Below are 26,404 nucleotides of genomic sequence, written 5' to 3'. Positions count from 1 at the left end.
TTCATGGGCTTTTCTTCATAGAGTTAACCATTTTTTGAGTATAAAGAAAGTAGGATAATTCTTCTCAAACTCGATCTATCGCGACCTGGTTGCGGCCGTTTTTTTTGGCCTGATAAAGCGCTCGGTCTGCGGCCCGGATCATCGATTCGAGCGAGTCGATATAAGCGCTTTGACGACTGCAAATGCCGAACGAGAGTGTTGCCGGTATTCTCAGATGCTGATATTCGAACGCCTTACGCGCTACTTTTTCACGGATGCGTTCGGCTAAAATCAGCGCCTGGTTTTCCGAGCTACCCCTCAGCAACATAATGAATTCTTCGCCGCCATATCGCGCAAGTGTGTCTTCGGTGCGCATTTCCTTATTCAGCATTTCAGCCAGGTCCCTCAAAACCTGGTCGCCGGCGAGATGTCCGAATGTATCGTTGATTTTTTTAAAATGATCGACATCGCACATGACTACGGTTAGTCCGGTGCGATTGCGTTTACAATAAGACAGCTCTTCTTGTCCGCGAATCACAAAAGCCCGGCGGTTGGGTATTTGGGTCAGAACATCGGTATTGGCAGCCTGGTATAAAGCTAGTTCAGATTGAGCTTCGCTTGGTTTTTTATAATCGATGCGCATGTAAGTGCCGCCGGCACGGATGCGCGAGAGTAAGGAAATCTTCTCATTGTCGATGCGCCTTTCATCGATATAGGTGCCATTGGTCGAGCCGTAATCCTCTACCATAACGACGCCGGATTTGACGATAAAAGCGCCGTGGCGGCGGGATATTTTGGGGTCAGCGATAATAATATCCGCATCATGCCCTCGGCCGAAAACGTTTTTTGGGCGAAAAAGCTTAAATTGCTTGCCTGTGTGTTTGCCGGAAAGTAATACCAGATAAGGTTCGAGCGATGCAGTGTCTGCGGAATGCGCGGACAATGTAGTATCGATTAGGGTTTCCATTTGCTGATTGTCCATTCGCTCTCCTGTAAAAAAAAACGAGGGTGCAGGCGTTGATCAGCCACGAACGCCTTGCGCCGGAGTATAGCCGTCCAGTAAATGAATGTAATTGGAACGCTCGAATATATTAGGGTTGGCGCAGCGCTGTTTACTTAAATGGCCTTTGATTTCGTGGATGGAGTCGTATTCGTGTTCTTCAAGCCAATCGATCAGTTCGTTATTGATGTTCTCCAGATAAGCCGGGCCTTTTTCCAGTAATATTGAGCACATTTGACTGACATCGGCTCCGGCCAGAATCATTTTTAGCACATCATCGGCACTGCGCACGCCACTGGTCGTTGCCAACGAGAGCTTGACCTTTCCGTAGAGCAATGCAACCCAACGCAAGGGCAGTTGAGCATCGGACGAACGCGACCATTGCAACTGTGACGTGACTTGCAGATCGTCCAAATCGATATCGGGTTGATAAAAACGGTTAAATAGCACAACGCCGTCGGCGCCTGCTTGTTCTAGCGATTTAACGAAGTGCGCCAGGCCGCTGAAATAAGGCGACAGCTTCATCGCGATGGGTATGTCGACCGATTCGCGTAAGGCCTTCAGCAATTCCAGGTAACGAGCTTCGACGGCGGCGCCGGACTCGTTGATGTCGGCGCTCAGGTAATATACATTCAGTTCCAAGGCATCGGCACCGGCATCTTGCAATAATTTGCCGTGCTCAACCCAACCGTCTAGCGATGTGCCGTTCAAGCTTGCAATGACCGGGATATGCAGCGCCTTTTTCAATTCGGCGAGTTGCTCCAAGTATTGATCCAGCCCATGTTGATAACGGCTGTCGAACGGTAAAAAGCTATCCGCCTCGCCGAAACCGATGCCCTGATTGATCATGAAGCGCGCCGTTTCTTCTTCCTGCTGACGTAACTCCTCTTCGAACAGCGAATACATGACAATGGCCGAGGCGCCGGCATCTTCCAATTGCCTCGATGAATCCAGGCTACGCGACAGCGGCGAAGCCGATGCGACTAACGGGCTGCTGAGTTTCAAGCCCAAATAGGTTGTGCTCAGATCGATACCGCTCATGCTTTTTCTCCCGATTTCTCGGCCGGTTTATCGAAGACTTTGTCGGCCTGTTCCCGGTAATGCCGATAACGGGCATTGACATCTTTTTGCGATTGATTCAAGAAGCGCTCGGATTCGTCTGGATGCGTGCGGCCGAGCATGCTGAAGCGCGCTTCGGTCATCGCATAATCGCGGAACGGAATCGACGGTTTTTTGCTGTCCAATTGCAGTGGATTATGACCGGAATCGGCCAAACGCGGATCGTATCGCAATAGCGGCCAATGCCCGGAACGGACCGCCAAATCCTGTTGGCGCAGATTGTTAGACAAATCGACGCCATGCGCGATACACGGGCTGTAGGCGATGATCAACGATGTGCCGGGATAGGATTCGGCCTCGAGAAAGGCGCGCAGGGTTTGCGTATCCTTGGCGCCGAAGGCCACTTGCGCGACATAGACTTGCTCGTAGTCGATCGCGAGACGGGCCAGGTCTTTTTTCGGCGTGCCCTTGCCGGCGGCCGAAAATTTGGCGATCGCACCGCGCGGCGTGGCTTTCGATGTTTGCCCGCCGGTATTTGAATACACCTCGGTGTCCAGCAGCAGAATATTGATATCGCGACCGGCCGCCATGACATGATCGAGACCGCCGAACCCGATGTCGTAGCCCCAGCCGTCGCCGCCGATAATCCAGACGCTACGTTTGACCAACGTGTCGGCGACGCCCAAAAGTTGTTTCGCGGCATTGTCGGTTAATTCGGCCAGTTTCCTTTTCAACTCGGCGACGCGCTCGCGCTGTTCGTAAATGCCGGCTTCATCGTGTTGATCGGCATTCAAGATGGCATTAGCCAAATCGCTTCCGATAGTGTCACGAAGGCCTAGTAACAATTCGGCGGCATATTCTTGTTGTTTGTCGATCGCAACGCGCATGCCGAGTCCGAATTCGGCATTATCCTCGAATAACGAATTCGACCAGGCCGGACCTCGTCCGTCGGCATTTTTCGCCCACGGCGTGGTCGGCAGATTGCCGCCGTAAATTGATGAGCAGCCGGTCGCGTTCGCTACAACCATGCGGTCGCCGAACAATTGTGTGGCGAGTCGGATATAAGGCGTCTCGCCGCAACCGACGCAGGCGCTTGAAAATTCGAATAGCGGCTGCAGGTGCATCGCTTCGGGGATTTTATTCGGATGCAACGACGTGCGTGCATAATCGGGTATTTTTTCGAAAAATTCCCAATTAATTTTTTCTTGTTCACGCAATGGCGGTTGCGGCGCCATGTTTATCGCTTTACGTTCAGGATTTTCTCGGTCGCGGATCGGGCAGACTTCGACGCACAGATTGCAGCCGGTACAGTCTTCGGGGGCAACCTGATAGCTGATTTGTAAGTCTTCACCGAAGGCTTTGCTCAAGATAGGCACATGTTTGAAGCTAGTCGGTGCGTCGGCGATTTGTGCATCGCTAAAAATTTTGCTGCGTATCACTGAATGGGGACAAACAAAGACGCATTTGCCGCATTGTGTGCAGATATCCGATTCCCATACCGGAATTTGTAAGGCCAAGTTGCGTTTGTCAAGGCGCGCAGTGCCGGTAGGGAAAGTGCCGTCGGCCGATAAGCGACTGACCGGTACCGTATCGCCGCGTCCGGCCATGATCTCGGCGGTAACTTCGCGGATGAACGAAGGTGCATCGTCGGATACGGAGGATGGTATTTCGAATACGCTGTCGACTTGATCGGGTATTTTGACTCGTTGCAGACCGTCCAATGCCGAATCGATCGCTTTAAGGTTTGCTTCTAAAATTCGCTTTCCGGCTTTTACGTAGGTTTTTTTCACCGCTTCCTTGATAGCGGCAATGGCTTCGTCTTTCGGAATGATGTCGACTAGCGCGAAAAAACAGCTTTGCATCACGGTGTTGATCAGTCTCCCCATGCCGCTGGCTTGCGCGATGGCATAGGCGTCGATCGTATAAAAGTCGATGTTTTTGTCGATGATCGTCTGCTGCATGCTGCACGGTAATGAAGACCAAACTTCGTCGACAGGCAGCGCCGAATTGAGTAGAAAAACGCTGTTCGGCGCTGCCTTGTCCAACATCGAGTAGCGTTCGAGAAATACCGGTTGATGGCAGGCGACGAAACGGGCTTCGTTATCTTCGATCAAGTAGCTCGAGCGGATTTTTTCTTTGCCGAAGCGCAGATGCGAAACCGTGACCGCGCCGGATTTTTTGGAATCGTAAACGAAATAACCCTGGGCATGTTGATCGGTTTTAGCTCCGATGATCTTGATCGAGTTCTTGTTGGCGCTGACTGTGCCGTCGCTGCCTAAACCGTAAAACACCGCACTGAAATTTTCTTTCGAGGCGTCGCTTCGAAACTCGGGGTCCCAGGCCAGACTGGTATGGCTTACATCGTCGTGAATGCCGATCGTGAACTGATTGTTCGGTTTGTCTTTCGCCAGTTCATCGTAGATGGCCTTGACCATGCCCGGCGTGAATTCTTTAGATGATAGGCCGTAACGGCCTCCGACAACACGCGGCATGTGCTCGAAACTTGGCTGACCGCTCATGGAGTCTTGCGCCAGTGCAGTTAGTACGTCTTTGTAAAGCGGTTCACCGTCGGAGCCGGGTTCTTTGGTTCTATCCAGCACAGCTATGGCGCGTACGGTATTGGGTATTGCGGCTAGCAAGGCTTCAGGGTCGAACGGGCGATACAGCCGGACTTTGAGCAGGCCGTTCTTGCCGCCTCGGGTATTCAAGTGATTGATCGTTTCCTCGACGGTCTCGGCGCCCGAGCCCATCAATACAATGATGCGTTCGGCATCATCCGGGCCGAGATAATCGAATAGGCGATAACGGCGTCCTGTCAATTCGGCGAAACGGTCCATGGTTTGTTGGACGATGGCCGGCATGGCCTGATAATAAGGATTGACCGTCTCGCGGGCCTGGAAGTAAACATCGGGATTTTGCGTGCTGCCGCGCAACACCGGACTGTCGGGAGAGAGCGCGCGTTGTCGGTGGGCTTCGACCAGTTCGTCGTCGATCATCGCGCGTACCGTCTCGCGGTCGATCATCTCGATCGAGGCGACTTCGTGCGAGGTTCTGAAACCGTCGAAAAAATGCAGAATCGGAATGCGCGATTTCAAGGTGGCGGCTTGGGCGATCAAGGCCAAATCCATCACTTCCTGAACCGAATTCGACGATAAAAAAGCGAATCCGGTGGCGCGGGCCGACATCACGTCGCTGTGATCGCCGAAGATCGACAATGCTTGGCTTGCCAGCGATCGCGCTGCGATATGGAACACCGTCGGTGCCAGTTCGCCGGCGATTTTGTACATGTTCGGAATCATTAGCAGCAAGCCTTGCGAGGCGGTAAAAGTGGTCGCCAATGCGCCGTTTTGCAGTGCGCCATGTATCGTGCCTGCCGCGCCGCCTTCGCTTTGCATTTCGATGACGCTCGGGACCGTACCCCAAATATTTTTATGTCGATCGGAAGCCCATTTATCGGACAATTCGCCCATCGGCGAAGCCGGCGTGATCGGATAAATCGCGATCACTTCATTGGTTAAATAGGCGATATGGGCAGCTGCTTCGTTACCGTCGATGGTCGTTCTGGTCGTGATCATGAGTGTACCCCTCTCCGGAGAATTAGGCTCAGGCCTATGATTTCGATCTTCTTGAAGTGTAACCTAAAGCACATAAAGCGCAAAGCGGGGGTCATTTTGAGCATGACACTCCAATATACCGTACAAAGAGAACAGGGTTTCGATCGGTAAAAGATCGCTTACGTACAGATAAAATCACCGGTTTTTCCGTTGGGGTCGACCAAACCGGGTAAAGTACCAGACTGCCAAAGTCGATGGGCGTTTTCAATGATGTCTCTTAGGCCAGGGACCAATTCGTAATGATCGAGTCGATCCAATGCAATCCAGCAAGCTTCCGAGACGTCGGAATTTGCAATAGGCGTTCGGTTTTCTCCGTCGATGATTTCGACCAAAAAATCGGCAATAACATAATGAAAATTTTCGATATTGCGTTCGACAAGTGCCACGAGGCTGAGTACTCGGGTATTTTTAAGGCCGGTTTCCTCCTCGATTTCGCGTCGGCAAGCTTCGATCAGTGTTTCGCCCGGTTCCAACTTGCCGCCGGGAATCGACCATAGACCTTGCGCTGGCGCTTGATTTCGCCGGATTAACAAAACTTCTCGATGGCGATTGAAAGCGATACCGCTTACGCCGATCATAGGAGTGGGCAATGATTTTAATGATTGATCAGGCATAAAAATAACAAGTTACTGACAGTGGGGCCGATGACGCGTTATAGTGATCAACACTGATTCGGAATTTTTCTAACTCAAAAATTCGATCATGTCTACCCTACCGATGCAATTAGGAGGAAACGATGAAAAAAAGTAATTTTTACAATTCGATCATGCTGTCATCCGTTTGTTTATTCGGCTCTTTGGTTTTCGATGCTAACGCAATCGCCGCCGATGCAAAGGCAGGCGAGAATAAAGCGTCAGCGTGTACTAATTGTCATGGTTTGAACGGCATAAGTGTCGATGCTCAATTTCCTATACTAGCCGGTCAGCGGCCCGGGTATATCGTCAAACAACTAAAAGCCTTCAAGAGCGGTTCGCGCGAAGGCCCCATAATGAAAAATATGGCCCAGGGGCTTAGCGATGAAGACATGGCCGATCTTGCGGCTTATTTTTCAAGCCAACAACCTAGGAGTGCTGTTGTCGATCCAAAATTAGCCGAGTTAGGCGAGAAACAATCGACGATGTGTCTAGGTTGCCATGGCAAAGGCGCAGAAGGGAGAATGCAATTTCCAAGGTTGGCAGGGCAACACACCGATTACCTAGCCAAACAATTGAAAGCATTCAAGTCCGGCACGCGTAAAGGCAGTCCCATGAATGCCATCGCAAAAAATTTAAGCGAAGAAGATATCAAGGTCTTGGCTGCTTATCTCGGCTCTTTATAAATCAAACTCAATGATTCCCGGGAGGCTGGGGTGGTTAATAGACATTATCTTTTATTGTTAACTATTTTGTTTTCGATTTTTCAGTCGGGTCTGGCTATCGCTAGACAGCCAGAATCCTCCCCTGTGGAAAGCAGATCTAGACAGGTAGGCGAAACGAACCGGCGAAATGAACAAGATCAGGAGCAGAAGAAGACTAAACAAGAGCGCTTCGAAAATATGCGGCGGCGCTATCTCGACGATGCCGCGCTTCCCGAGCGTCGAGTCTATCGTAGGAGTAAGGATAATGCGAAACGTCCAATGAACCGATACGAAGATTTCGAACAAAAACGCGAACGGCACCGAAAATATAACGAATATATTGAGCAGAATAATCTTAATAAACCGGCTGATCGTTGGCAATCAGGTGCCGAAGAAATTAATAGCGATTAAACGGAACAGTTATAGTTAAGCCTTATGCTAAGTCATTATCCAGGGTTACTGAATTCCGGCAATCCCTATTGGAATAACATCTTTCATTGATCAAAGAGCAAGCCGTAGTTTATTTTTGGCTATGTTCGCGTTGATAGTTGAAATATGGGGCTTGACTTTCTTATGACAAGGTACGCGCAGCGTACCCTACAATTCACTTTGAATTTTTAAGTACTTCCGGTAGTGGTGGGTGTTTTCAACTATTACCGCATACAGAGCCTTATTTTTTTACGCATTTATCGGATGCTATGCGGAATTAAAAACAAATCCGCTTATAGTGCCGATAGACCGGTTGCCAGAAATTTTCTTCGATGCGTTCTAGTAATTGCTGATCGCTAATTTCAAGCGCCAAGTTTTGCTTAAGCGCGACTTTGCCTACCGCGAAAGCGATGCATTTGCTCAGTTCCGGTAATTCCGTCAATGGCGGCAATAATTCGCCTTGTCCGGTGTTGGCCAAGGGCGATGCTGCGGCCAGGGTTTCGCTGGCGGCGATCAACATTTCGTCTGAGATTCGTCTGGCTTGCACGGCAATAACGCCGAGCCCGACTCCCGGAAAAATATAGCTATTGTTGCACTGCGTGACATCATAGCGCTTACCGCCGTATTCGACGGGAGGAAAGGGGCTACCCGCGGCTAATAGAACCCGTCCTTCGGTCCACTCGATAATTTGTTCGGGCGTAGCCTCCACTTGGCGTGGCGGGTTGCTTAGCGGAAAAACGATCGGCCAATCGCAACCTTGGGTCATAGTCCGAATCACGGTTTCTGTAAAAATGCCGTGTTGGCCGGAAACGCCGATCAAAACGGTCGGTTTGGCGTATTGAATGACTTCAAGCAATGACGGATAGTCGCCTTCGATTGACCAGTCCTCTAGTCGGTTTGATGCTTGAGCCAGTTTTTGTTGAAAGTCCCTAAGTTCTGTCATTTCTTCGGTGAGTAAACCGAAACGGTCGACCATGTAAACGCGATGACGGGCTTCGCGTTCGGACAGTCCCTCGGTCCGCATTTGCGCGATGACCTGCTCGGCAATGCCGCAACCGGCCGAACCGGCTCCGACAAAGACCACTCGCTGCTCGGACAACTTCCTGTTTTTAACTCGGCAAGCAGCCAACAGCGTACCGACCGTGACCGCGGCAGTGCCTTGAATGTCATCATTGAAGCAGCACAGTTGGTCTCGGTAGCGTTGCAATATCGGCATCGCATTCGGTTGCGCGAAGTCTTCGAATTGCACGATAACATCCGGCCAGCGGCGCTTGACGGCTTGTAAAAAAAGGTCGATGAAAGCGTCGTATTCCGCTTGAGGAATCCTTCTATGACGCTCGCCCATATACATCGGGTCTTGTAATAACTTTTCGTTATTGGTGCCGACATCAAGTACTACCGGTAAGGTATAAGCCGGGCTAATTCCGCCGCAAGCGGTATAGAGCGACAGTTTGCCGATCGAAATGCCCATGCCGCCGATTCCTTGGTCACCCAGACCCAAGACTCTTTCGCCATCGGTAACGACAATAATTTTGACATTTCTTTTGGTGGTGTAACGCAGAATGTCGTCCATTTGTTGACGTTCCACGTAAGAAATAAACAAGCCTCGGCTACTGCGATATATATCCGAAAATTGCTCGCAGGCATCGCCGACGGTCGGCGTATAAATAATAGGCAACATCTCCGGCAGATGGTCCTGCAGGAGTCGATAAAACAGCGTTTCGTTATTGTCTTGTATCGAACGCAAATAAATATGCTTGTTGATTGCGTTTTTAAAGCTCGAATACTGAAGATAAGCGCGTTGGACTTGTTCTTCGATCGTTTCGTATCGAGGCGGGAGCAACCCGGTTAAATTAAATGTTTGCCGTTCTTCTTTACTGAACGCACAGCCTTTATTCAGTAAAGGCATTTCCAATAAAGCAGGGCCTGCATAAGGGATATAAAGAGGAGTTTTCGACATTGCTGTCATAACGGAAGTTTCCTTAGTCAACCTGGTTTTGAATGTATACCCATCGTAGATCAAAATTCGGCGCCGGGGTGCCCGTCAAAGGCCCAGCACCTAAATTACGCAAGATAGTTACCATAGCCAAAAGGCTATGGAATTTAGGTGCTTGGTGAATACATCCATGCAGGCTCTATGCCAGCTCCATGCTGGCATAGAGCCTCATCAGGCACTGTCGAAATTTCAAGTATGAAAGGTATAACATGCGCTAAATAATTTGAACAAGTTACACACGCCCTCCGTGTATGAGTGTTCAAGTTATTTCTTACCTATTACAGCATGATTATACTCTTAACGACTCAAGTTTCGGCGTCTCGGTGTCGAATTCGGATTAACAATAGGTATAGTCCTGTCATGGCATTAGTATTGCTTTTTAATTTGATAGACTGTTCACCCTATACGAGAACGACAACTATGAAACAAAATCATTTCCCATTGACCACCGACGACATTAAACGAAACTTCTTTCGCAATTTAGCCAATGTGCAAGGTAAGTTTCCGGCATTGGCCAGCACCTTCGATTATTATATGGCCTTGTCCTATACCGTGCGGGATATGTTGATGGCTCGCTGGGTCGGCACCGCGACCGAATACGTCGAAAAAAAATCGCGCACCGTGGCGTATTTATCGGCCGAATTTTTGATGGGACCGCATCTGGCGTCGAATTTGTTGAATCTGGGCATGACCGAATTGGTCGCTCAGGCCATGGCTGAACTAGGCTTGAAATTGGACGATTTGCTCGGGGAAGAGCCGGAGCCGGGCTTGGGGAACGGAGGGCTGGGGCGTTTGGCGGCCTGTTTTCTCGATTCGATGGCGACAATGAACATTCCCTCGGTCGGTTATGGTATTCGCTATGAATTCGGAATTTTCGAGCAGGTCATCTTCGATGGCTGGCAGGTGGAAAAGACCGATAAATGGTTGTTTCGCGGTAATCCCTGGGAGATTGTCCGTCCAGAATGGGCGGTCGAGATTAAATTGGGCGGGCATACCGAGCGCTATGTTGCCGATAACGGCGAAATGAAAGTCAATTGGGTTCCCGGCTGGTCGGTCAAGGGTGTGCCGTATGATACCCCGATTCTAGGGTACCGCAACAATACCGCGAACACTTTGCGTTTGTGGCAAGCCGTCGCTCCGGAGTCCTTCAATTTCGAGCGTTTCAATCAAGGTGATTATTACGGCGCGGTCGAGGAAAAAGTCGCTTCGGAAAATCTGACCAAAATTTTGTATCCGAACGATGGACCATTACAGGGCAAGCAGTTGCGTTTGGAGCAGCAATATTTTTTCGTTTCGTGCTCATTGCAAGACATGCTGCGCATCATGAAGACCCAACGCATCCGTTTGGAGCATTTTCATGAAAAGTTCGCCGTGCAATTGAACGATACCCATCCCGCCATTGCCATCGCCGAGCTGATGCGGCTGTTGGTCGATGAGCAAGATATGTCTTGGGACACGGCGTGGAACGTGACGAGACGAACTTTCGCCTACACCAATCACACGCTGTTGCCGGAGGCATTGGAATGTTGGCCGGTGGAGTTGATGGAAAGTTTGCTGCCAAGATTGATGGAGATCATCTATGAAATCAATAGTCGCTTTCTCGAACAAGTCAGAGCGCAATGTCTCGGCGATACTGCCAAAGTCATCCGAATGTCGATGATCGACGAAAACGGGGCAAGAATGGTGCGCATGGCGCACCTGGCTTGTGCCGGCAGTCATGCGATCAATGGTGTCGCCGCATTGCATACCGAACTGCTCAAACGCGATGTGCTAAAGGATTTTTATAGTCTTTGGCCTGATAAGTTCAGCAATAAAACCAACGGCGTGACGCCACGGCGTTGGCTGGCATTATGTAATCCGAGGCTCAGTAAGGTCATTAGCGAAGCGATCGGAGATACTTGGGTGAGAAATTTGGGAAAACTCCAAGATCTTCAACGCTTTTCGGACGATGCGGTATTTTTAAATCGTTGGGAAGATGCCAAGCGGCTCAATAAACATGATTTCGCGCTGAATCTCTATAAGCGCACCGGGGTCAGCGTCGATCCGGAATCGATTTTCGATGTGCAGGCCAAGCGCATTCATGAATACAAAAGACAGCATTTGAATATTCTTTATGTGATTGCTCTTTACCGGAAGCTGAAAACCGATCCGCATTTCGATATTCATCCGCGCACCTTCATATTCGCCGGCAAGGCCGCGCCCGGCTATCATTTGGCCAAGCTCATTATTAAGCTGATCAATGAAGTGGGGCGGGTCGTCAATCGCGACCCGTCGACGAAAGACCGTCTCAAGGTTGTGTTTTTGCCGAATTTCAATGTCACGAACGGTCAGCAGATTTATGCCGCAACCGAGGTGTCGGAGCAAATTTCCACGGCCGGAAAAGAGGCTTCCGGAACCGGCAACATGAAGTTCGCGATGAATGGCGCGCTGACCATCGGTACGCTAGATGGCGCCAATATCGAAATTCGCGAGGAAGTCGGCGAAGAAAATTTCTTTTTGTTCGGCATGACAGCGGAAGAGGTGCGTTCAATTTATGAGCGGGGTTATGCTCCGAATGACGCGTATCAGCAAGATGCGATTTTGAAAGACGCCATAGATCTGATTCGAAACGGTTTTTTTTCGCACGGCGATACCGGTTTGTTCCGTGATTTGACCGATAATCTGATCTACAGCGATCCTTATTTGGTATTGGCCGACTTCAATGCGTACCGGGAGTGCCAGGATTCTATAGATACGGTTTACCGCGACAGAACGCGCTGGAACCGGATGTCGGTGCTGAATACAGCGAGGTCCGGTAAGTTTTCATCGGATCGAACGATTGCCGAGTATTGCCGGGAGATTTGGAAGGTCGAGTCGGTGCCGATCGAAGTCCCGGAAGTGGATCCATTTAGACTTATTTGAGCTGTACGCTGTCTTTAGGAAAAGTGTCGGGCAAAAAATGCGGCTAAAAAGCCGCATAAAGGATATTAGAAGGATATAAGCTCTTAAAAAAATAGCAGTATATGAAAGTTTGCATCTCAAGAGTTGTGCATAGTCTATGCAAGATACCCGACTTTGAAAATGTGGCAAATTGTCGCGTGGCGGATTGTCGCAGTTTATTTGCTGTCTTTTTTTAGGTTGCGGCTCAATGCCGCGAAGTCTTCCAGCGACAAGGTTTCGGCGCGTACGGTCGGGTCGATGCCGAGCTCTGCTATTTGTTGTTCGTCAAGCAGATTCCTCAATGAGTTGCGAATGGTTTTACGGCGTTGAGAGAAGGCATGAACGACGACCTGATTCAAGTCTTCGACCGAATTGACCGAAACCGGGGGCTTGTTATGAGGAATCAGGCGGATAATCGATGAGGTTACTTGCGGAGCGGGGTCGAAACTTTCCGGTGGGACATCGAATAAATGTTCCGCAGCGCAATAATAGTGCGCCATCACGCTCAGACGCCCGTATTTTTTGCTGCCGGGCTCGGCGCAAATCCGATCCACGACTTCTTTTTGCAGCATGAAATGCATATCGGCGATGCAGGATGTGCTTTCCAATAAATGAAATAACAATGGCGTGGAAATATTGTAGGGGAGGTTGCCGATGACTCTAAGCGGTTTGCCGTCCGTCGTAAGCGCTTGGAAATCGAAACTCAATGCATCGGCGCTATGAATCGTTAAGCGTTCGTTGTCGCCGAATTTTTTTTTCAACAGACTCACTAGGTCGCGGTCCAGTTCAACGATATCCAGCCGGATGGCATGGTTCAATAACGGCGCCGTCAACGCGCCTTGCCCGGGGCCGATCTCAACCCAGTGTTCGCCCGGGCGGACCTGTATATTGCCGAGAATCTCTTCGATGATCGAATAATCGGTTAAAAAATTCTGGCCGAAACGTTTGCGGGCTTTATGTGTCATGCGTACGGATTGGAGAGGATGAGGACATTGCCAGTGCCGTTGCCAAGGCATATTCGATGCTGCCCGTGTCGATAGAACCTGTCCCTGCCAGATCGAGCGCGGTGCCGTGGTCGACCGAGGTACGTACAATCGGTAAGCCCAATGTGATGTTTACGGCGTTGCCGAAGCCTTTATATTTCAACACCGGCAATCCCTGGTCGTGATACATCGCCAATACGGCATCGGCCGTGTCGAGATATTTCGGCGTAAATAACGTATCGGCCGGGAGCGGGCCGATTAGGTCGAGACCTTGTTCGCGTAGATTTTCCAAAACGGGTTCTATGATCTCTTTTTCTTCCAATCCTAAGTGGCCGTTTTCGCCGGCATGGGGGTTCAAGCCGCAGACCAGTATCTTCGGGTTCGCCAGATTGAAGCGTGTTTGCAGATCTTGGGCCAGTATACGTATAACGCTTCTTAGCCGGTTATGCGTAATCGCGGCGGCGACATCGGCAAGCGGGAGATGGGTCGTAGCCAGTGCGACTCGGAGTCCCGGTGTCGCCAACATCATGACCGGATGCCCGCCGGTAAGGCCGGCAATATATTCGGTGTGACCGCTGAAAGCAATGCCCGCATCGTTGATGACACCCTTATGCACAGGGCCTGTGACCATCGCATCGAACAAACCGTCGATGCAACCTTTTGCAGCACGCGTGATCGTTTTGAGGACATAACGGCTATTTTCCATGTTGAGTTGGCCGCATTGCGCAGGGGTATGCATTTTAACCGGCAAGATGCTGATAGAGCCTGCGCTTTGTTCGACGGGGTCCGATGACGGGTCGAATGACTTGATTTCGAGTTTAAGATCCAGCGATTCAGCGCGTTGGATTAGCAAATCGGGGTCGGCGATCGCAACGAGTTGGCAGGCATGGCTCTGTTGTGCCAGCATGAGACAAAGGTCGGGGCCGATACCAGCCGGTTCGCCGGGGGTAATGGCGATGCGCTTCAATGTAGGGGGTGCGTCCATGGGGTAATTTAAGAAAAACGGATATTTTACTGTAAGCGTGCATCTACAGGAAGCGCTTTAAGGCTAGATGCCGAAAACCCTGGTGCGTCCTCGGGCACTAACGAAATACGAAGTGTGGCAGGTAGGGTAAACAGGTCAATTACAGCATTTGAAAGCTTGGCGGTTCTTGCTTTGTTGTTCATTTGCCGTCTGTTCGCGTAAAATCTTGTCATAACTATTCAATTGAGACGGGAAATACGATGAAACAGGTTTTAATAATAGCGTTGGCTTTCATTGCCTTATCCGCACAAGCGGACGATGCCAAAAACGAATGGCATAACACATCGCTATCCGACGCAACGATCAAGAAAATTCAAGAGTCGCAATATCATTATAAAAAATGTATTGCTAACGAATTACAAGTTGTTTCGGCAAAGCCGCAAGATGTTAGAAAAGGTACCGAAGCCATCGTTAAGAAATGCGAGAATGTTCTAGCCGATATGAGAAATGTGTATCTCCAGGAAAAGGTACCTGAAGTAATTGCCGATCGGCATTTAAAGCAAATGCGCATTCAAACCACGCGCGACGTGCTCAGAGAAATGATGTTCATCGAATCCGCGCGAAAAGCCGGACAACAATAATGAAATTAGTACGGATATTATGAATACGACCTATACGATAGATTTAACCCTAAAGCCGACAACCTTCGATTTATGGCATGTTTGTTTGGCGGGAACGGTGGCTTTATTAACGATTTTGCTGATCGTGTTATTGATAGTCATGTTGATCGGAATCGCCAGAGGTAGAAAAAGACTGCTGGAAGAAGTCTTACGCGAGTCCGCCGCCTCGATGGCCGAAACCGTCAAGATACCCGAGCCTGAAGTCAAAGTCGTCGAGAAGATCGTCGAAGTCGAAAAAGTCGTTCAAGCGCCGGCGCCGGAGCCGGTCGTATTAAAAGAAGCGACGCCGGATGCGGCTTTACAATTGCTGGGTTTATTACAAAAAGAAGCCCGCTTCATCGACTTCATTAAAGAAGATATTACCGCTTACAATGACGCCGATATCGGTGTGGCGGCAAGGGTTGTTCATGAAGGCTGTAATAAGGCGGTCAACGAACACTTTAAACTCGTGGCCGTTCATGAAGGTCAAGAAGGAAATAAAGTGACTTTGCCGAAAGGTTTCGATGCCGGGTCGATTAGATTGACCGGCAACATTGTCGGCGAAGCGCCGTTTACCGGAACTTTGATTCATAGAGGTTGGCAAGCGACCGAAATACGCCTCCCTAAATTGACTGCGGGGCATAATGCCAAGATTATCGCACCGGCTGAGGTGGAGTTATGAAAAGTTTATTTGGACATTTGAAACCGGAAAATTCGAACAAGGATATCTTTAAATCGAATAAAGCTAATGAAAACATAGCAGATTCAGAATCTCAGATAGAAGAGGTTCAAGAAGAGGAGCAACAGGTTGAAAGAGCTGAGGGAGGACTGCCTGAAATTGAAGAGTTGCAAACTGAAGTATTACAGGCCGAAGGGAATGAAAAAGAGCCGAACAACATTGAGTCGTTAGATGACAACATTGAAGAAAGTAGCGAAGTCGAAGTTATGACAAATGAAAGTACAGGGCCTCGTTTTTCGGTTGGAATCGACTTGGGCACGACGCATTGCGTATTGTCCTATGTCGATTTGAGTCAAAGCGATGAAGATGGCCATGCTCAAGAAGTCATGGCGATACCTCAATTAACTTCGCCGGGTGCGGTCGAGGAATTGATGCAATTGCCGTCTTTTTTATATCAGGCGCATCATTCCGAATTGGCGGAAGGCTCGACGGCTTTGCCTTGGACCTCGAAGCCTGAATTTTTAGTCGGCGAGATCGCTCGCAGTTTAGGGAGTAAAGCTCCGATTCGGTTGGTTTCTAGTGCGAAAAGTTGGCTGTGCCATGCCGGAGTCGATTGTAAGGCGCCAATTTTGCCGGCTGAGGCGCCCGAAGAAGTCGAGCGGGTTTCCCCTTTTCAAGCGACCGTCGCCTATTTACAGCACATACGTGATGCCTGGACGCAACTGCACCCCGATGCGCCGTTGGCTAGTCAAGACTTGACCATTACGGTGCCGGCGTCGTTCGATCCAGCGGCTCGCGAATTGACTGTCGAAGCGGCGCGTTTTCTCGGTTTGGAACAAGCGCTCTTGCTCGAAGAGCCACAGTCGGCATTATATAGCTGGATCGAAAGAAGTAACGGAGAATGGCGAAAGCAAACTGAGGTCGGCGATATCATATTGGTGATCGATATCGGCGGCGGTACGACCGACTTGTCGTTGATCGCGGTTACCGAGCAGGACGGAAATTTGGAACTCACGCGAGTCGCGGTCGGAGACCATATCTTGCTCGGCGGCGATAATATGGATTTGGCCTTGGCTTATACCGTCAAAGCCAAGCTCGAAAAGGACGGAAAGCGTTTGGAGTCCTGGCAAATTCAAGCCTTGACCCATGGCTGCCGCGAAGCGAAAGAAAAGATTTTCAACGATCCCTCGTTGGATGTGATGCCGTTGGTCGTTCCGAATCGCGGTTCGTCGTTAATCGGCGGTTCGTTGCGTACCGAATTGACGCGCGATGAAATCAATAATGTGTTGATAGAAGGTTTCTTTCCGCGAGTCTCGGCCGCCGACCGTCCGATCAGTCGTCCTCGCGGCGGGCTGCGAACGGCGGGCTTACCTTATGCGCAGGATGCCGGTATCACACGGCATTTGGCGGCGTTTTTGGCCAAACAACTTAACGCAACCGACGACTTAAAAGATATCAATCTGCCAGAGCATGCATCGTTTTTACATCCGACTGCTGTGTTGTTCAATGGCGGCGTATTAAAAGCCGCGCCGCTGGCCGAGCGCTTGATGGAAGTTCTAAACAGCTGGTTGACTGGAGAGCAAGCGCCCGAAGCGCGCTTACTTGAAGGTGCCGACCTTGATTTGGCCGTCGCGCGCGGAGCCGCCTATTATGGTTATGTGCGCAAAGGTAAAGGCGTTCGGATCAAAGGCGGCACGGCAGCATCTTATTATGTCGGTATTGAAAGCGCAATGCCTGCGGTGCCGGGTATGCCGCCCGAGATCGAAGCGCTGTGTATCGCGCCGTTCGGCATGGAAGAAGGCACAGAAGCAGCATTGCCCGATGACGAATTCGGATTAGTCATCGGCGAACCGGTACGATTCCGTTTTTTCAGCTCGAATACACGCCGCGAGGACCAAGTCGGTACCCGGTTGGAGTATTGGACCGATGAAGAGCTCGAAGAGCTGGATGAAATCGAGATTACTTTGCCTGAAGAAGGCAGAAGAATCGGGGAGGTTGTTCCGGTGCATCTGACTTCGGCCGTGACCGAAGTCGGTACCCTCGAATTGCATGCGGTCTCGCGTCAAGACGACAAGCGTTGGAAAGTCGAGTTCGACGTTCGCGCCGGCGAAGAGGATTGATTCGGGTTACAAAAAATAATTTCGCGCAGAGGCGCGGAGGCGCAGAGAGTTTCCTCGTTCCCACTGCTCCAGCGTGGGAATGCATACCGGTCTTGCTCCGACAACCAATGCTTGGATTCCCACGGAGAACCGGGGGAATCAGGAAAATTTTTAGCGCTTCTGCGCGAGAAACAATAAATAAAACCATACTATCGCTTCAATAACTCTACCGTGCAAAAACAAAATCCTCAATTTCTAGTTGGTATCGATCTTGGCACGACGCATACGGTCGTAGCCTTCGCACGCGCCGATCAAACAGCCTCCGAAATTCGAATATTCGACATCGAACAGCTAGTCGCACCGGGTGAAGTCGCGGCGCGACCGTTGCTGCCGTCGGTGCGTTACCATCCGGCCGAAGGCGAATTGTCCGAGGCAGACTTGGCGTTCTTGCCGACCGAAGACAAGGCTGTAATCGGCGAGGCGGCGCGTGTGCTCGGCGCGAAAACGCAGGGCCGCTTCGTGACCAGCGCGAAAAGCTGGTTGTCGCATCCTTCGATCGATCATACCGCGGACGTTTTGCCATGGGGTACATGGAGCAGCAGTGACGACATTTCGAAGGTTTCGCCGCTCGAGGCTAGCGCCAGTTATTTGGCGCATATCCGTAGCGTCTGGCGACACAAATTTCCGTACGCACCGCTCGAAGATCAGGATATCGTCATAACGGTTCCGGCTTCGTTCGACGAAGGCGCAAGATCTCTGACGATCGAGGCCGCCAAATTGGCTGGGCTCATGCAAGTCAAGTTACTCGAGGAGCCGCAAGCGGTTTGTTACGACTGGCTCCGGCGTCATGACGGCAGGATCAAGCAAGAATTGGCCGACGTGCGTTTGCTGTTGGTTTGCGATGTCGGTGGAGGCACGACCGATTTAACGCTGATCAAGGTCGAGCCGGCCGAACCGGAACCGAAACTGACGCGGATCGGCGTCGGTGACCATTTGATGCTCGGCGGCGACAACATCGATCTGGCTCTCGCGCATCTGGCCGAACAACGCATAACAGGCGGCGGTAAGCGCCTGTCGGCGGCGGATATGTCGCAACTGATCGAGCAATGCCGCATCGTCAAGGAAAAACTCTTGGCCGACGAGGCGCCGGAACAACTCGGCGTCACGTTGCTCGGCGGCGGTTCGAAATTGATCGGCGGCACGCGCTCGGCGATGTTGACGCGCGATGAAATTCGTAGCATCGCGTTGGATGGTTTCTTTCCGTTATCGGGCTTGAATGACTTACCGGACCGCAAGCGCAGCGGAGTCGTCGAATTCGGTCTGCCTTATGCGGCGGAACCGGCGGTCAGCAAACATATCGCAGCGTTTTTGAAATTGCATAACCAAGCCGCGCTCGATGCTTTGAACGGTGAGGGTGCCGTGCCGGATGCCTTGTTGCTGAACGGCGGAGTGTTTCGTAGCCGCCCGCTGACCCAGCGGATTCTCGATTTGATTGCATCCTGGCGAGGTGGTGCGCCGAGACTTTTGGAAAACAAACATCCGGAATTGTCGGTTGCGTTGGGTGCGGTTAGCTACGCGCAGGCAAGGCGAAATAAACAAGTCCGTATCGGCGGCGGTGCGGCACGCAGTTATTTCTTGATTGTCGATACCGAACGCGGCGAACAGAAAGGTGTCTGTATCTTGCCGCGCGGCAGCGAGGAGGGGCACGAGGTCGTCTTACAAGACCGGCAATTCGCGTTGCGATTAGGGCAGCCTGTGCGCTTCCATCTGGCTTCGACAACGGGCGACACCGAATATAAGCCAGGCGAGTTGACTATGATCAACGATGAGCGTTTTCATTCGCTACCGCCGCTGGCGGTCGCGTTGTCAGGCGACGAAACGACGCCGCTCGAAACCAAACAAGCAAAACCGTCTACTTCCGAAGTGACTGTCCGATTAGCCGTCATGCAAACTGAAGTCGGCACGCTGAAGATTCAGTGCGTTTCGGTGCAAGACTCAAGCAAGCGTTGGGATGTCGAATTTCAAATCCGCAAAAAAGCGGGCTCGGCCGTTCAGGCTGAATTGCCGGCGCAATTCGACAGGGCGGTCGAGTTGGTGCAGGCGGTGTTCGGTTCCAAGTCCAAACAAATTAACCCGAAAGCGGTCAAAAGTTTGCGTGCCGATCTCGAAAAACTGCTTGGTTCTCGCGCCGATTGGGAGACGCCGTTATTGCGAAGCTTGTTCGGTGCTTTGCTCGACGGCATCAAATACCGCAAACGATCCGAAAATCACGAAAGGGTTTGGTTGAGTCTGACCGGTTTCTGTCTGCGTCCCGGCTTCGGTTATCCGCTCGATGAATGGCGCGTCGAACAATTATGGAAGATTTACGATCAATCGATTCAATACGTCAATGAAGCGCAAATATGGAGCGAGTGGTGGACGCTTTGGCGGCGTGTTTCAGGCGGGCTCGATGTAGCCGAGCAGGAAAAGATTTTCGATGATATCAATAAGTATTTGAATCCGGCATCGGCGCGACAACCGGTCGTCGCGAAACAACTCAAGACACGCGCTTATGACGACATAGTGCGTCTTGCTGCCGTGCTCGAACGTTTGTCGGTCGAGAAAAAAATACAACTCGGCGAATGGCTGTTGAAACGTTTGCAAAGTCCGGGCGAGTCCGAGCAAACCTGGTGGGCGGTCGGCCGAATCGGCGCGAGGATTCCGTTTCATGGTAGTAGTCATAACATTGTGCCGTCCGTGACTGCATCCGACTGGCTCAAACAGATCATGCGAGTCGACTGGAAGAAAACGCCCCAAGCCGGATTTGCCGCGACGCTGATCGCGCGCATGAGCGGCGATAGAAGTCGTGATATCGATGACGCGTTACGCTACGAAATCATTGAGCAATTGAAAGCGGCCAAGGCGCCGACGTCGTGGATTGCGATGGTCGAAACGCTGAAGGAACTCGACGAAAAAGAAGAGAAACAAATCTTCGGCGAAGCCCTGCCGCCGGGTTTAAAGTTGATTGGTTGATTCAAGAAATAATTTCGCGCTGAGTTCTTTTTCTGGTTCCCATGGTCTTCCGTGGGAATCCATGCGTTGATTGCTGCTGTAAGAAAGGTATGCATTCCCACGCTGGAGCGGTGGGAACGAGGATCCCCGCACCTCTGCGGGAGTAAAAGTCAGGTAGGCATTGAATCCAAATAGATAGGAGCACCAACATGGGTTTTTGGAACAAACTGTTCGGCGAATTCGTCGATGTGATCGAATGGACCGACAGTTCCAGTGATACGATGGTATATCGCTTCGAGCGCTATGGGAATGAAATCAAATACGGCGCAATGCTGACCGTTCGCGAGTCGCAGACGGCGATATTAGTCAGTGAAGGACGCGTGGCCGATTTTTACGAGCCGGGTTTATATCAGCTCGAAACCCGTAATATGCCGATTTTGACCACCCTCGAAAGCTGGCCGCACGGTTTCAAAAGCCCGTTCAAGGCCGAGGTCTATTTTTTCAACATGCGCTGCTTCACCGATTTGAAATGGGGCACGAAGAATCCGATCATGTTGCGCGACAAGGAATTCGGTCCATTGCGGTTACGCGCGTTCGGCACCTATTCGGTCAGAATCAAGGAACCTTTAGCTTTCATTAAGGAAATCGTCGGGACCGATGGGCACTTCCGTACCGAAGATATCAGTTCGCAATTACGTAATCTGATCGTTTCTCGCTTCTCGGACATCATCGGCGAATCAGGCATTCCAGCCTTGGATCTGGCCGCGAATTACGACGAACTTGGCGCGTACATTACCGAACGCATTGCACCCGAATTTTCCGAATACGGGCTCGAAGTGCTGCAGCTATTGGTTGAAAACATTTCATTGCCGCCCGAAGTCGAAAAGGCGCTCGACAAACGCACCAGTATGGGCATCATCGGCGATCTTCACCGCTACACGCAATTTCAAGCCGCCGAAGCGATGGCCGCGGCCGCGCAAAATCCTTCCGGCGGCGCTTCCGAAGGCATCGGGATGGGCATGGGTTTCGCGGTCGCGCGCGAATTGGGTAAGTCGCTCTCCGAACAACCTTCTCCTCAGCAAGCTACCCCGCCGCCGATTCCGACTTCGACGGTCTATTTCGTTGCGATAGACGGACATCAGGAAGGCCCCTACGCGCTAAAAGTCATCGAGCAAAAAGTCCGCAGCGGCGAAATCAATCGCGACACCTTGGTTTGGAGCGCTGGGATGGCGGAATGGAAGCCGGTCGGTCAAGTGCCTGAGTTTTCCGTAGCGTTTGCTCATGTGCCTCCGCCGTTGCCGGGTTGAAAGCGGTTAGTAGGGAGTGGTGAAAGAGGAAAGAGGAAATTAGGGCTTGACAAGTGGTTAACATGTTGCGTCATTTCACTATTCACCGCTAACCGCTAACGTTGGGATCTTGTAACATTGGATTGCTATGAATAGTTGCCGTGCCAAAATTTAAGGCGTCTTTAAAACCCGGTGTCGAGCGGTTTCCGTGTGGGCAGTGCGGCGCGATTTTGAAATATGCGCCCGGTACCGGGCATCAGGCCTGCGAGTATTGCGGATTCGAAAATCATATCGAGCCAAGCGCCGCGCCGATTCAGGAATATGACCTGCAGCAAGCTTTGCGGCAGTTGGCTCAACCACAGGCTGAGACGGTTAAGGCACAGATTCATTGCGATGAATGCGGTGCCGGGTTTCAGTTCGATAGTCACATTCATGCCGGCGAATGCCCTTTTTGCGGAACGCCGATCGTGACTACGACGGCGCAAGCAAAACCGATTCAGCCGAAATCGCTGCTGCCGTTTGCAATCGGCGAAGCTGAAGCTAAACAGCAGTTTCAACGCTGGATCGCGAAGCTATGGTTCGCGCCGAATGTAGTTAAAAAATATGCCCATAGCGATACCAAGCTAACCGGAGTCTATTTGCCTTATTGGACCTTCGATAGCGACACCGAGACCGATTATGTCGGTGAGCGAGGCGATGTCTATTACGTCACGGTACCGGTTCAAGTGGTACGAAATAACCGTACCGTTACCGTTATGCGACGAGTGCCGAAGATACGCTGGACGCCGGTTTCGGGTCGCGTACGGCGTTTTTTCGACGATGTGTTGGTGGGCGCGAGCAAATCGCTGCCGCGCAAGATTCTGGATGCCTTGCAGCCTTGGGATCTCTACAACCTGATGTCTTACGACGAAAAATATTTGAGCGGTTTTCGTAGCGAATATTATCAGGTCGAGCTCGATGAAGGCTTCGATGCGGCCAAGCAAATCATGGATAGCGTGATTTACCGGGATATCGCGCGCAACATCGGCGGCGATCATCAGCGTATCCATCAGGCAAGAACGAGGCACGACAAAACGACTTATAAGCATTGTTTGCTTCCGGTCTGGTCGGCCGCGTTTCGCTATCGGGATAAATTTTATCGTTTTGTAATCAACGGTCGTACCGGTAAAGTGCAAGGCGAGCGGCCTTATAGTTGGTGGAAAATAGGCTTTGCGGTGCTAGCCGCGCTGCTGACGGCTGCCGGTATTTATTATTATCTCGATGCCAGCGGCATGCTGCAGAATATTCAGCAAAGTGTTTATTATGTTGCGCCTTATCATCAACAATGGTGAGGCGATTGAAATGGGGATAGAAATCATGAATACTGCGAATGAGGGTCTTTCGCTAATCAGACGATAACCTGCGGGATGTTCCCGTCAAAAGAGATGAGTTCTTTTTTGGAGGTTATATCGCAGAACAGTCCGCTATAAACGGCAATAGCGCAACCTTTGCATGGAAAAAAACGGCCTAACGTCCTGGCTCCACGATGCACATAATGTTTTCGCCCGTTACTGATCACTCCACCATCTTTTTTAAACGATACAGCGTATCCAAGGCTTGCCTCGGGCTCAAGTTGTCCGGGTCTAACTCCTCGATCAAACAGACTGCCGGGTGGCATTCCTGAGTCGCAAATAAATCCAATTGCTGATTGCCGGATTCCGTTTGATTTTGATAATAGGTGTTGTTTTCGAGATGCTGCAATTTCAATTTGGCTTTGTCGATCACCGTTGCCGGAACACCAGCCAGTGAGGCGACTTGCAGCCCGTAACTTTGGCTCGCCGGGCCGTCCTTGACCGCATGCAGAAACACGATTTTGTCGCCGTACTCCATTGCGTCGAGATGCACGTTATGGATCGGTTTTTGCTCGTCCGCTAGAGTCGTCAACTCGAAATAATGCGTCGCGAATAAGGTATATGCCTTTGTGACTTTTGCCAAATGATCGGCACAGGCCCAAGCCAAAGATAAACCGTCAAAAGTACTGGTTCCGCGGCCGATTTCGTCCATCAATATCAAACTTTGTTCGGTTGCGTTATGCAGAATGTTGGCTGTTTCCGACATTTCAACCATGAAAGTCGAGCGCCCGCCGGCCAAGTCGTCCGAAGCGCCGATGCGGGTGAAAATCTTATCGACCGGGCCGATCGTTGCGGCCTTGGCCGGAACATAACAGCCGATATGAGCAATCAACACGATCAAAGCCGCTTGGCGCATATAAGTCGATTTACCGCCCATATTCGGGCCGGTGATGATGAGCATGCGGCGCTGAGGCGATAGTTTAAGATCGTTTGCGACAAACGGAATGTCGGAGACTTGTTCGACGACGGGATGCCGTCCGCCTTCGATATCGATGCCGGGCTTGTCGGTCAATTGCGGGCAAGTCAAGTTCAATGTTTCGGCGCGTTCGGCAAATGTCGCCAGCACATCCAGTTCGGCTAGTCCTTGCGCGCATTGCTGCAGATCGGTTAATGACTCGCCGAGCTTGTTCAGCAATTGATCGTATAGCAGTTTTTCGAATGCCAGCGATTTTTCTTTCGCACTCAGAACTTTATCTTCGAAGGTTTTTAATTCCTCGGTAATGTAGCGTTCGACGCCTTTCAGCGTTTGTTTACGGTGGTAGTGTGCCGGAACTTTCTCGGCATGTAATCTCGAAATCTCAATATAGTAACCATGAACGCGATTGTAATTGACTTTTAGGCCGCTAATACCGGTCGCGGCCTTTTCGCGTTCCTCCATATCGAGCAGAAATTGATCGGCATTGCGGCTTAAGTTGCGCAGTTCATCGAGAGCAGCGTGGTAGCCGGGCGCAATGACGCCGCCGTCGCGAATTAGGACCGGCGGGTTGTCGATAATGGCTTGTTGCAACAGCGCCGATAACTCGGGTTGTTCGGTAAGTTGTTCGGCCAGGCGTATCAGCTCCGGACTGTCGGTATTCGATAGCAAGGGCTGCAATGTCGGTAAAACGGCCAGCGTATTGCGTAACACGATCAAATCGCGCGGCCTGGCCGATTTGAGTGCGATGCGAGAGCTGATACGCTCTATGTCGCCGACCGCGTTCAATTGATTGCGAACGGGATCTAAAAGCCGTTCGGACAATAGCGATTCGATTGCCGAATATCGGTTTTGCAGAATAGCTTGATCTCTGAGCGGTCGGTTGATCCAGCGGCGCAGACAACGACTGCCCATCGCTGTGACGGTTTTGTCGAGTACGCCGAATAAGGTGTAGCGCAGCTCGCCGGTCGGATGCGTGTCCAGTTCCAGATTGCGGCGGCTAGCGGCATCGAGTTGAATGCCCTCGGAATTGTTTTCGACCCGAATGCCTTGAATATGGGGCAGGGCGCTTTGTTGCGTGTCTTTGACGTATTGCAACAGACAGCCGGCCGCGGCAATAGCCATCGGCATATTTTCGCAACCGAAGCCTGATAGATCGTGCGTGTTGAATTGATTCAATACCAGTTGACGCGCACTGTCAGGCTCGAAATGCCAAGGCGGGCGCTTGCAAATGCCCTTGCGCTGCTTCAAAGCCTGTAGAAGAGCGATATCTTCGCTAACCAATAGCTCGGCCGGGTCCAGACGTTCGATTTCGCTCAACATCGTATCGGCCGAATCCAGTTGTTGCAATACGAAGCGTCCGCTGGTCACATCTAAAGCGGCGATACCGAATTTGGAGTCGGCAACATGCAGCGCCACCAGCAAATTATCCTTACGGTCTTCGAGCAAGGCTTCGTCGGTAACGGTGCCGGGAGTAACGATGCGCACCACTTTGCGCTCAACGGGTCCTTTCGAAGTCGCCGGGTCGCCGATTTGTTCGCAAATCGCGACAGATTCGCTGTGGCGCAACAATTTCGCGATGTAGCCTTCGGCGGCATGATACGGAATGCCGGCCATCGGAATCGGTTCACCGGCCGACTGGCCGCGCTGCGTCAGCGTAATATCAAGGATCTGCGCGGCTTTTTTGGCATCGTCGAAAAAAAGTTCATAAAAATCGCCCATCCGGTAAAAAACGAGCGTGTCGGGATGGTTAGCCTTGATGCGCAGATATTGCTGCATCATCGGGGTGTGTTGCTTGCTGGTTTGTTTTATACTCATAGATATTATTTTATCTTAGGATTGAGTCATAGATAACTTTCTTATTTTTTAATGCAGGCTAACCGAACCCGCGACAAAGCCCTTAGCTTCAGAAAGTTATACCTTCGCACTTCAAATTTCGGCAGTGCCGGAGGAGGTCTCGGGGTGCTCGATAAAGGCTTTGCCAGCATGGAGCTGGCATAGAGCCTACATGGACGTATTTACGGCGTCCTTTAACGAGCACCCCGAGACCGAATTTTCATCTACGATGAGTATATTCGTCACGATATCCTTAAATTGATTAGGTCTT

Annotated in this window: 17 protein-coding genes; 9 read left to right on the top strand and 8 right to left on the bottom strand. The window is 51.0% G+C overall.

Annotated features, from left to right (window positions below):
• Nucleotides 1-64: 64 nt before the first annotated feature.
• From WJM45_RS13760 to WJM45_RS13745, 4 genes are all read right to left on the bottom strand, one after another.
• Nucleotides 65-961 (bottom strand): GGDEF domain-containing protein, encoded by an 897-nt coding sequence (locus tag WJM45_RS13760; protein ID WP_341325662.1) that lies wholly within the window; start codon nucleotides 959-961, stop codon nucleotides 65-67.
• A 39-nt stretch (nucleotides 962-1,000) separates the two neighbouring features.
• The gene (locus tag WJM45_RS13755; RefSeq protein WP_341325661.1) at nucleotides 1,001-2,020 is read right to left on the bottom strand and encodes a dihydroorotate dehydrogenase-like protein; all 1,020 of its coding nucleotides are present in this window, start codon (nucleotides 2,018-2,020) and stop codon (nucleotides 1,001-1,003) included.
• Nucleotides 2,017-5,613 (bottom strand): pyruvate:ferredoxin (flavodoxin) oxidoreductase, encoded by a 3,597-nt coding sequence (gene nifJ / locus WJM45_RS13750; protein ID WP_341325660.1) that lies wholly within the window; start codon nucleotides 5,611-5,613, stop codon nucleotides 2,017-2,019. The genes WJM45_RS13755 and nifJ overlap by 4 nt, the downstream gene beginning before the upstream one ends.
• A gap of 158 nt (nucleotides 5,614-5,771) precedes the next feature.
• Complete coding sequence (locus tag WJM45_RS13745) at nucleotides 5,772-6,266, bottom strand: NUDIX hydrolase (protein ID WP_341325659.1); 495 nt, start codon at nucleotides 6,264-6,266, stop codon at nucleotides 5,772-5,774.
• A gap of 122 nt (nucleotides 6,267-6,388) precedes the next feature.
• Between WJM45_RS13745 and WJM45_RS13740 the strand changes: the two genes are divergently transcribed.
• On the top strand, nucleotides 6,389-6,970 hold the full coding sequence (locus WJM45_RS13740) for a cytochrome c (RefSeq protein WP_341325658.1): 582 nt from the start codon (nucleotides 6,389-6,391) through the stop codon (nucleotides 6,968-6,970).
• A gap of 123 nt (nucleotides 6,971-7,093) precedes the next feature.
• Nucleotides 7,094-7,399 carry a hypothetical protein gene (locus WJM45_RS13735; RefSeq protein ID WP_341325657.1) on the top strand — a complete coding sequence of 102 codons (306 nt, stop codon included), beginning with the start codon at nucleotides 7,094-7,096 and terminating at the stop codon, nucleotides 7,397-7,399.
• Between the two features lie 295 nt (nucleotides 7,400-7,694).
• Here WJM45_RS13735 and WJM45_RS13730 read toward each other — a convergent pair whose 3' ends face one another.
• Complete coding sequence (locus WJM45_RS13730) at nucleotides 7,695-9,386, bottom strand: NAD-dependent malic enzyme (RefSeq protein ID WP_341325656.1); 1,692 nt, start codon at nucleotides 9,384-9,386, stop codon at nucleotides 7,695-7,697.
• 447 nt (nucleotides 9,387-9,833) lie between these two features.
• Here WJM45_RS13730 and WJM45_RS13725 point away from each other — a divergent pair, with 447 nt between their 5' ends.
• Complete coding sequence (locus tag WJM45_RS13725) at nucleotides 9,834-12,314, top strand: glycogen/starch/alpha-glucan phosphorylase (RefSeq protein ID WP_341325655.1); 2,481 nt, start codon at nucleotides 9,834-9,836, stop codon at nucleotides 12,312-12,314.
• Between the two features lie 194 nt (nucleotides 12,315-12,508).
• On the opposite strand, the gene rsmA is transcribed toward WJM45_RS13725, so the two are convergent.
• Both rsmA and pdxA read right to left on the bottom strand, forming a co-directional pair.
• Complete coding sequence (gene rsmA, locus WJM45_RS13720; RefSeq protein ID WP_341325654.1) at nucleotides 12,509-13,297, bottom strand: 16S rRNA (adenine(1518)-N(6)/adenine(1519)-N(6))-dimethyltransferase RsmA; 789 nt, start codon at nucleotides 13,295-13,297, stop codon at nucleotides 12,509-12,511.
• Nucleotides 13,287-14,300, bottom strand: a complete 1,014-nt coding sequence (gene pdxA, locus WJM45_RS13715) for a 4-hydroxythreonine-4-phosphate dehydrogenase PdxA (RefSeq protein ID WP_341325653.1) — start codon at nucleotides 14,298-14,300, stop codon at nucleotides 13,287-13,289. The genes rsmA and pdxA overlap by 11 nt, the downstream gene beginning before the upstream one ends.
• Nucleotides 14,301-14,539: 239 nt before the next feature.
• On the opposite strand from pdxA, the gene WJM45_RS13710 reads away from it, so the two are divergent.
• The 6 genes from WJM45_RS13710 to WJM45_RS13685 all read left to right on the top strand — a co-directional run bounded on the left by WJM45_RS13710 (nucleotide 14,540) and on the right by WJM45_RS13685 (nucleotide 23,324).
• Nucleotides 14,540-14,920: a hypothetical protein gene (locus WJM45_RS13710; protein ID WP_341325652.1), complete on the top strand. Its 381-nt coding sequence runs from the start codon at nucleotides 14,540-14,542 to the stop codon at nucleotides 14,918-14,920.
• Nucleotides 14,921-14,939: 19 nt separating this feature from the next.
• Nucleotides 14,940-15,620 (top strand): DUF2760 domain-containing protein, encoded by a 681-nt coding sequence (locus WJM45_RS13705; RefSeq protein ID WP_341325651.1) that lies wholly within the window; start codon nucleotides 14,940-14,942, stop codon nucleotides 15,618-15,620.
• A 263-nt stretch (nucleotides 15,621-15,883) separates the two neighbouring features.
• Nucleotides 15,884-17,737, top strand: coding sequence for an Hsp70 family protein (locus WJM45_RS13700; protein ID WP_341328946.1), 1,854 nt, complete (start codon nucleotides 15,884-15,886; stop codon nucleotides 17,735-17,737).
• Nucleotides 17,738-17,947: 210 nt separating this feature from the next.
• Entirely contained in the window at nucleotides 17,948-20,728 is a 2,781-nt protein-coding gene (locus WJM45_RS13695; RefSeq protein ID WP_341325650.1) for an Hsp70 family protein, read from the top strand.
• 188 nt (nucleotides 20,729-20,916) lie between these two features.
• On the top strand, nucleotides 20,917-22,014 hold the full coding sequence (locus tag WJM45_RS13690) for an SPFH domain-containing protein (protein ID WP_341325649.1): 1,098 nt from the start codon (nucleotides 20,917-20,919) through the stop codon (nucleotides 22,012-22,014).
• Between the two features lie 140 nt (nucleotides 22,015-22,154).
• Nucleotides 22,155-23,324, top strand: a complete 1,170-nt coding sequence (locus WJM45_RS13685) for a primosomal protein N' (replication factor Y) - superfamily II helicase (protein WP_341325648.1) — start codon at nucleotides 22,155-22,157, stop codon at nucleotides 23,322-23,324.
• 223 nt (nucleotides 23,325-23,547) lie between these two features.
• Here the strand turns inward: WJM45_RS13685 and mutS are convergent, their stop codons facing one another.
• Nucleotides 23,548-26,115 (bottom strand): DNA mismatch repair protein MutS, encoded by a 2,568-nt coding sequence (gene mutS / locus WJM45_RS13680; RefSeq protein WP_341325647.1) that lies wholly within the window; start codon nucleotides 26,113-26,115, stop codon nucleotides 23,548-23,550.
• Nucleotides 26,116-26,404: the final 289 nt, after the last annotated feature.

Source organism: Methylotuvimicrobium sp. KM2, assembly GCF_038051925.1.
In the GTDB taxonomy this organism is placed as follows: domain Bacteria; phylum Pseudomonadota; class Gammaproteobacteria; order Methylococcales; family Methylomonadaceae; genus Methylotuvimicrobium.
This window is presented reverse-complemented; position numbering and strand designations above follow the sequence as displayed.

Bases quoted from the DNA above. Each gene is read 5' to 3' on its own strand.
- WJM45_RS13755 (WP_341325661.1), bottom strand. From the start codon at position 2,020: ATGAGCGGTATCGATCTGAGCACAACCTATTTGGGCTTGAAACTCAGC.
- mutS (WP_341325647.1), bottom strand. From the start codon at position 26,115: ATGAGTATAAAACAAACCAGCAAGCAACACACCCCGATGATGCAGCAA.
- WJM45_RS13690 (WP_341325649.1), top strand. From the start codon at position 20,917: ATGGGTTTTTGGAACAAACTGTTCGGCGAATTCGTCGATGTGATCGAA.
- WJM45_RS13705 (WP_341325651.1), top strand. From the start codon at position 14,940: ATGAATACGACCTATACGATAGATTTAACCCTAAAGCCGACAACCTTC.
- WJM45_RS13760 (WP_341325662.1), bottom strand. From the start codon at position 961: ATGGACAATCAGCAAATGGAAACCCTAATCGATACTACATTGTCCGCG.
- WJM45_RS13710 (WP_341325652.1), top strand. From the start codon at position 14,540: ATGAAACAGGTTTTAATAATAGCGTTGGCTTTCATTGCCTTATCCGCA.
- pdxA (WP_341325653.1), bottom strand. From the start codon at position 14,300: ATGGACGCACCCCCTACATTGAAGCGCATCGCCATTACCCCCGGCGAA.
- WJM45_RS13700 (WP_341328946.1), top strand. From the start codon at position 15,884: ATGACAAATGAAAGTACAGGGCCTCGTTTTTCGGTTGGAATCGACTTG.
- rsmA (WP_341325654.1), bottom strand. From the start codon at position 13,297: ATGACACATAAAGCCCGCAAACGTTTCGGCCAGAATTTTTTAACCGAT.
- WJM45_RS13740 (WP_341325658.1), top strand. From the start codon at position 6,389: ATGAAAAAAAGTAATTTTTACAATTCGATCATGCTGTCATCCGTTTGT.
- WJM45_RS13745 (WP_341325659.1), bottom strand. From the start codon at position 6,266: ATGCCTGATCAATCATTAAAATCATTGCCCACTCCTATGATCGGCGTA.
- WJM45_RS13730 (WP_341325656.1), bottom strand. From the start codon at position 9,386: ATGACAGCAATGTCGAAAACTCCTCTTTATATCCCTTATGCAGGCCCT.
- nifJ (WP_341325660.1), bottom strand. From the start codon at position 5,613: ATGATCACGACCAGAACGACCATCGACGGTAACGAAGCAGCTGCCCAT.
- WJM45_RS13725 (WP_341325655.1), top strand. From the start codon at position 9,834: ATGAAACAAAATCATTTCCCATTGACCACCGACGACATTAAACGAAAC.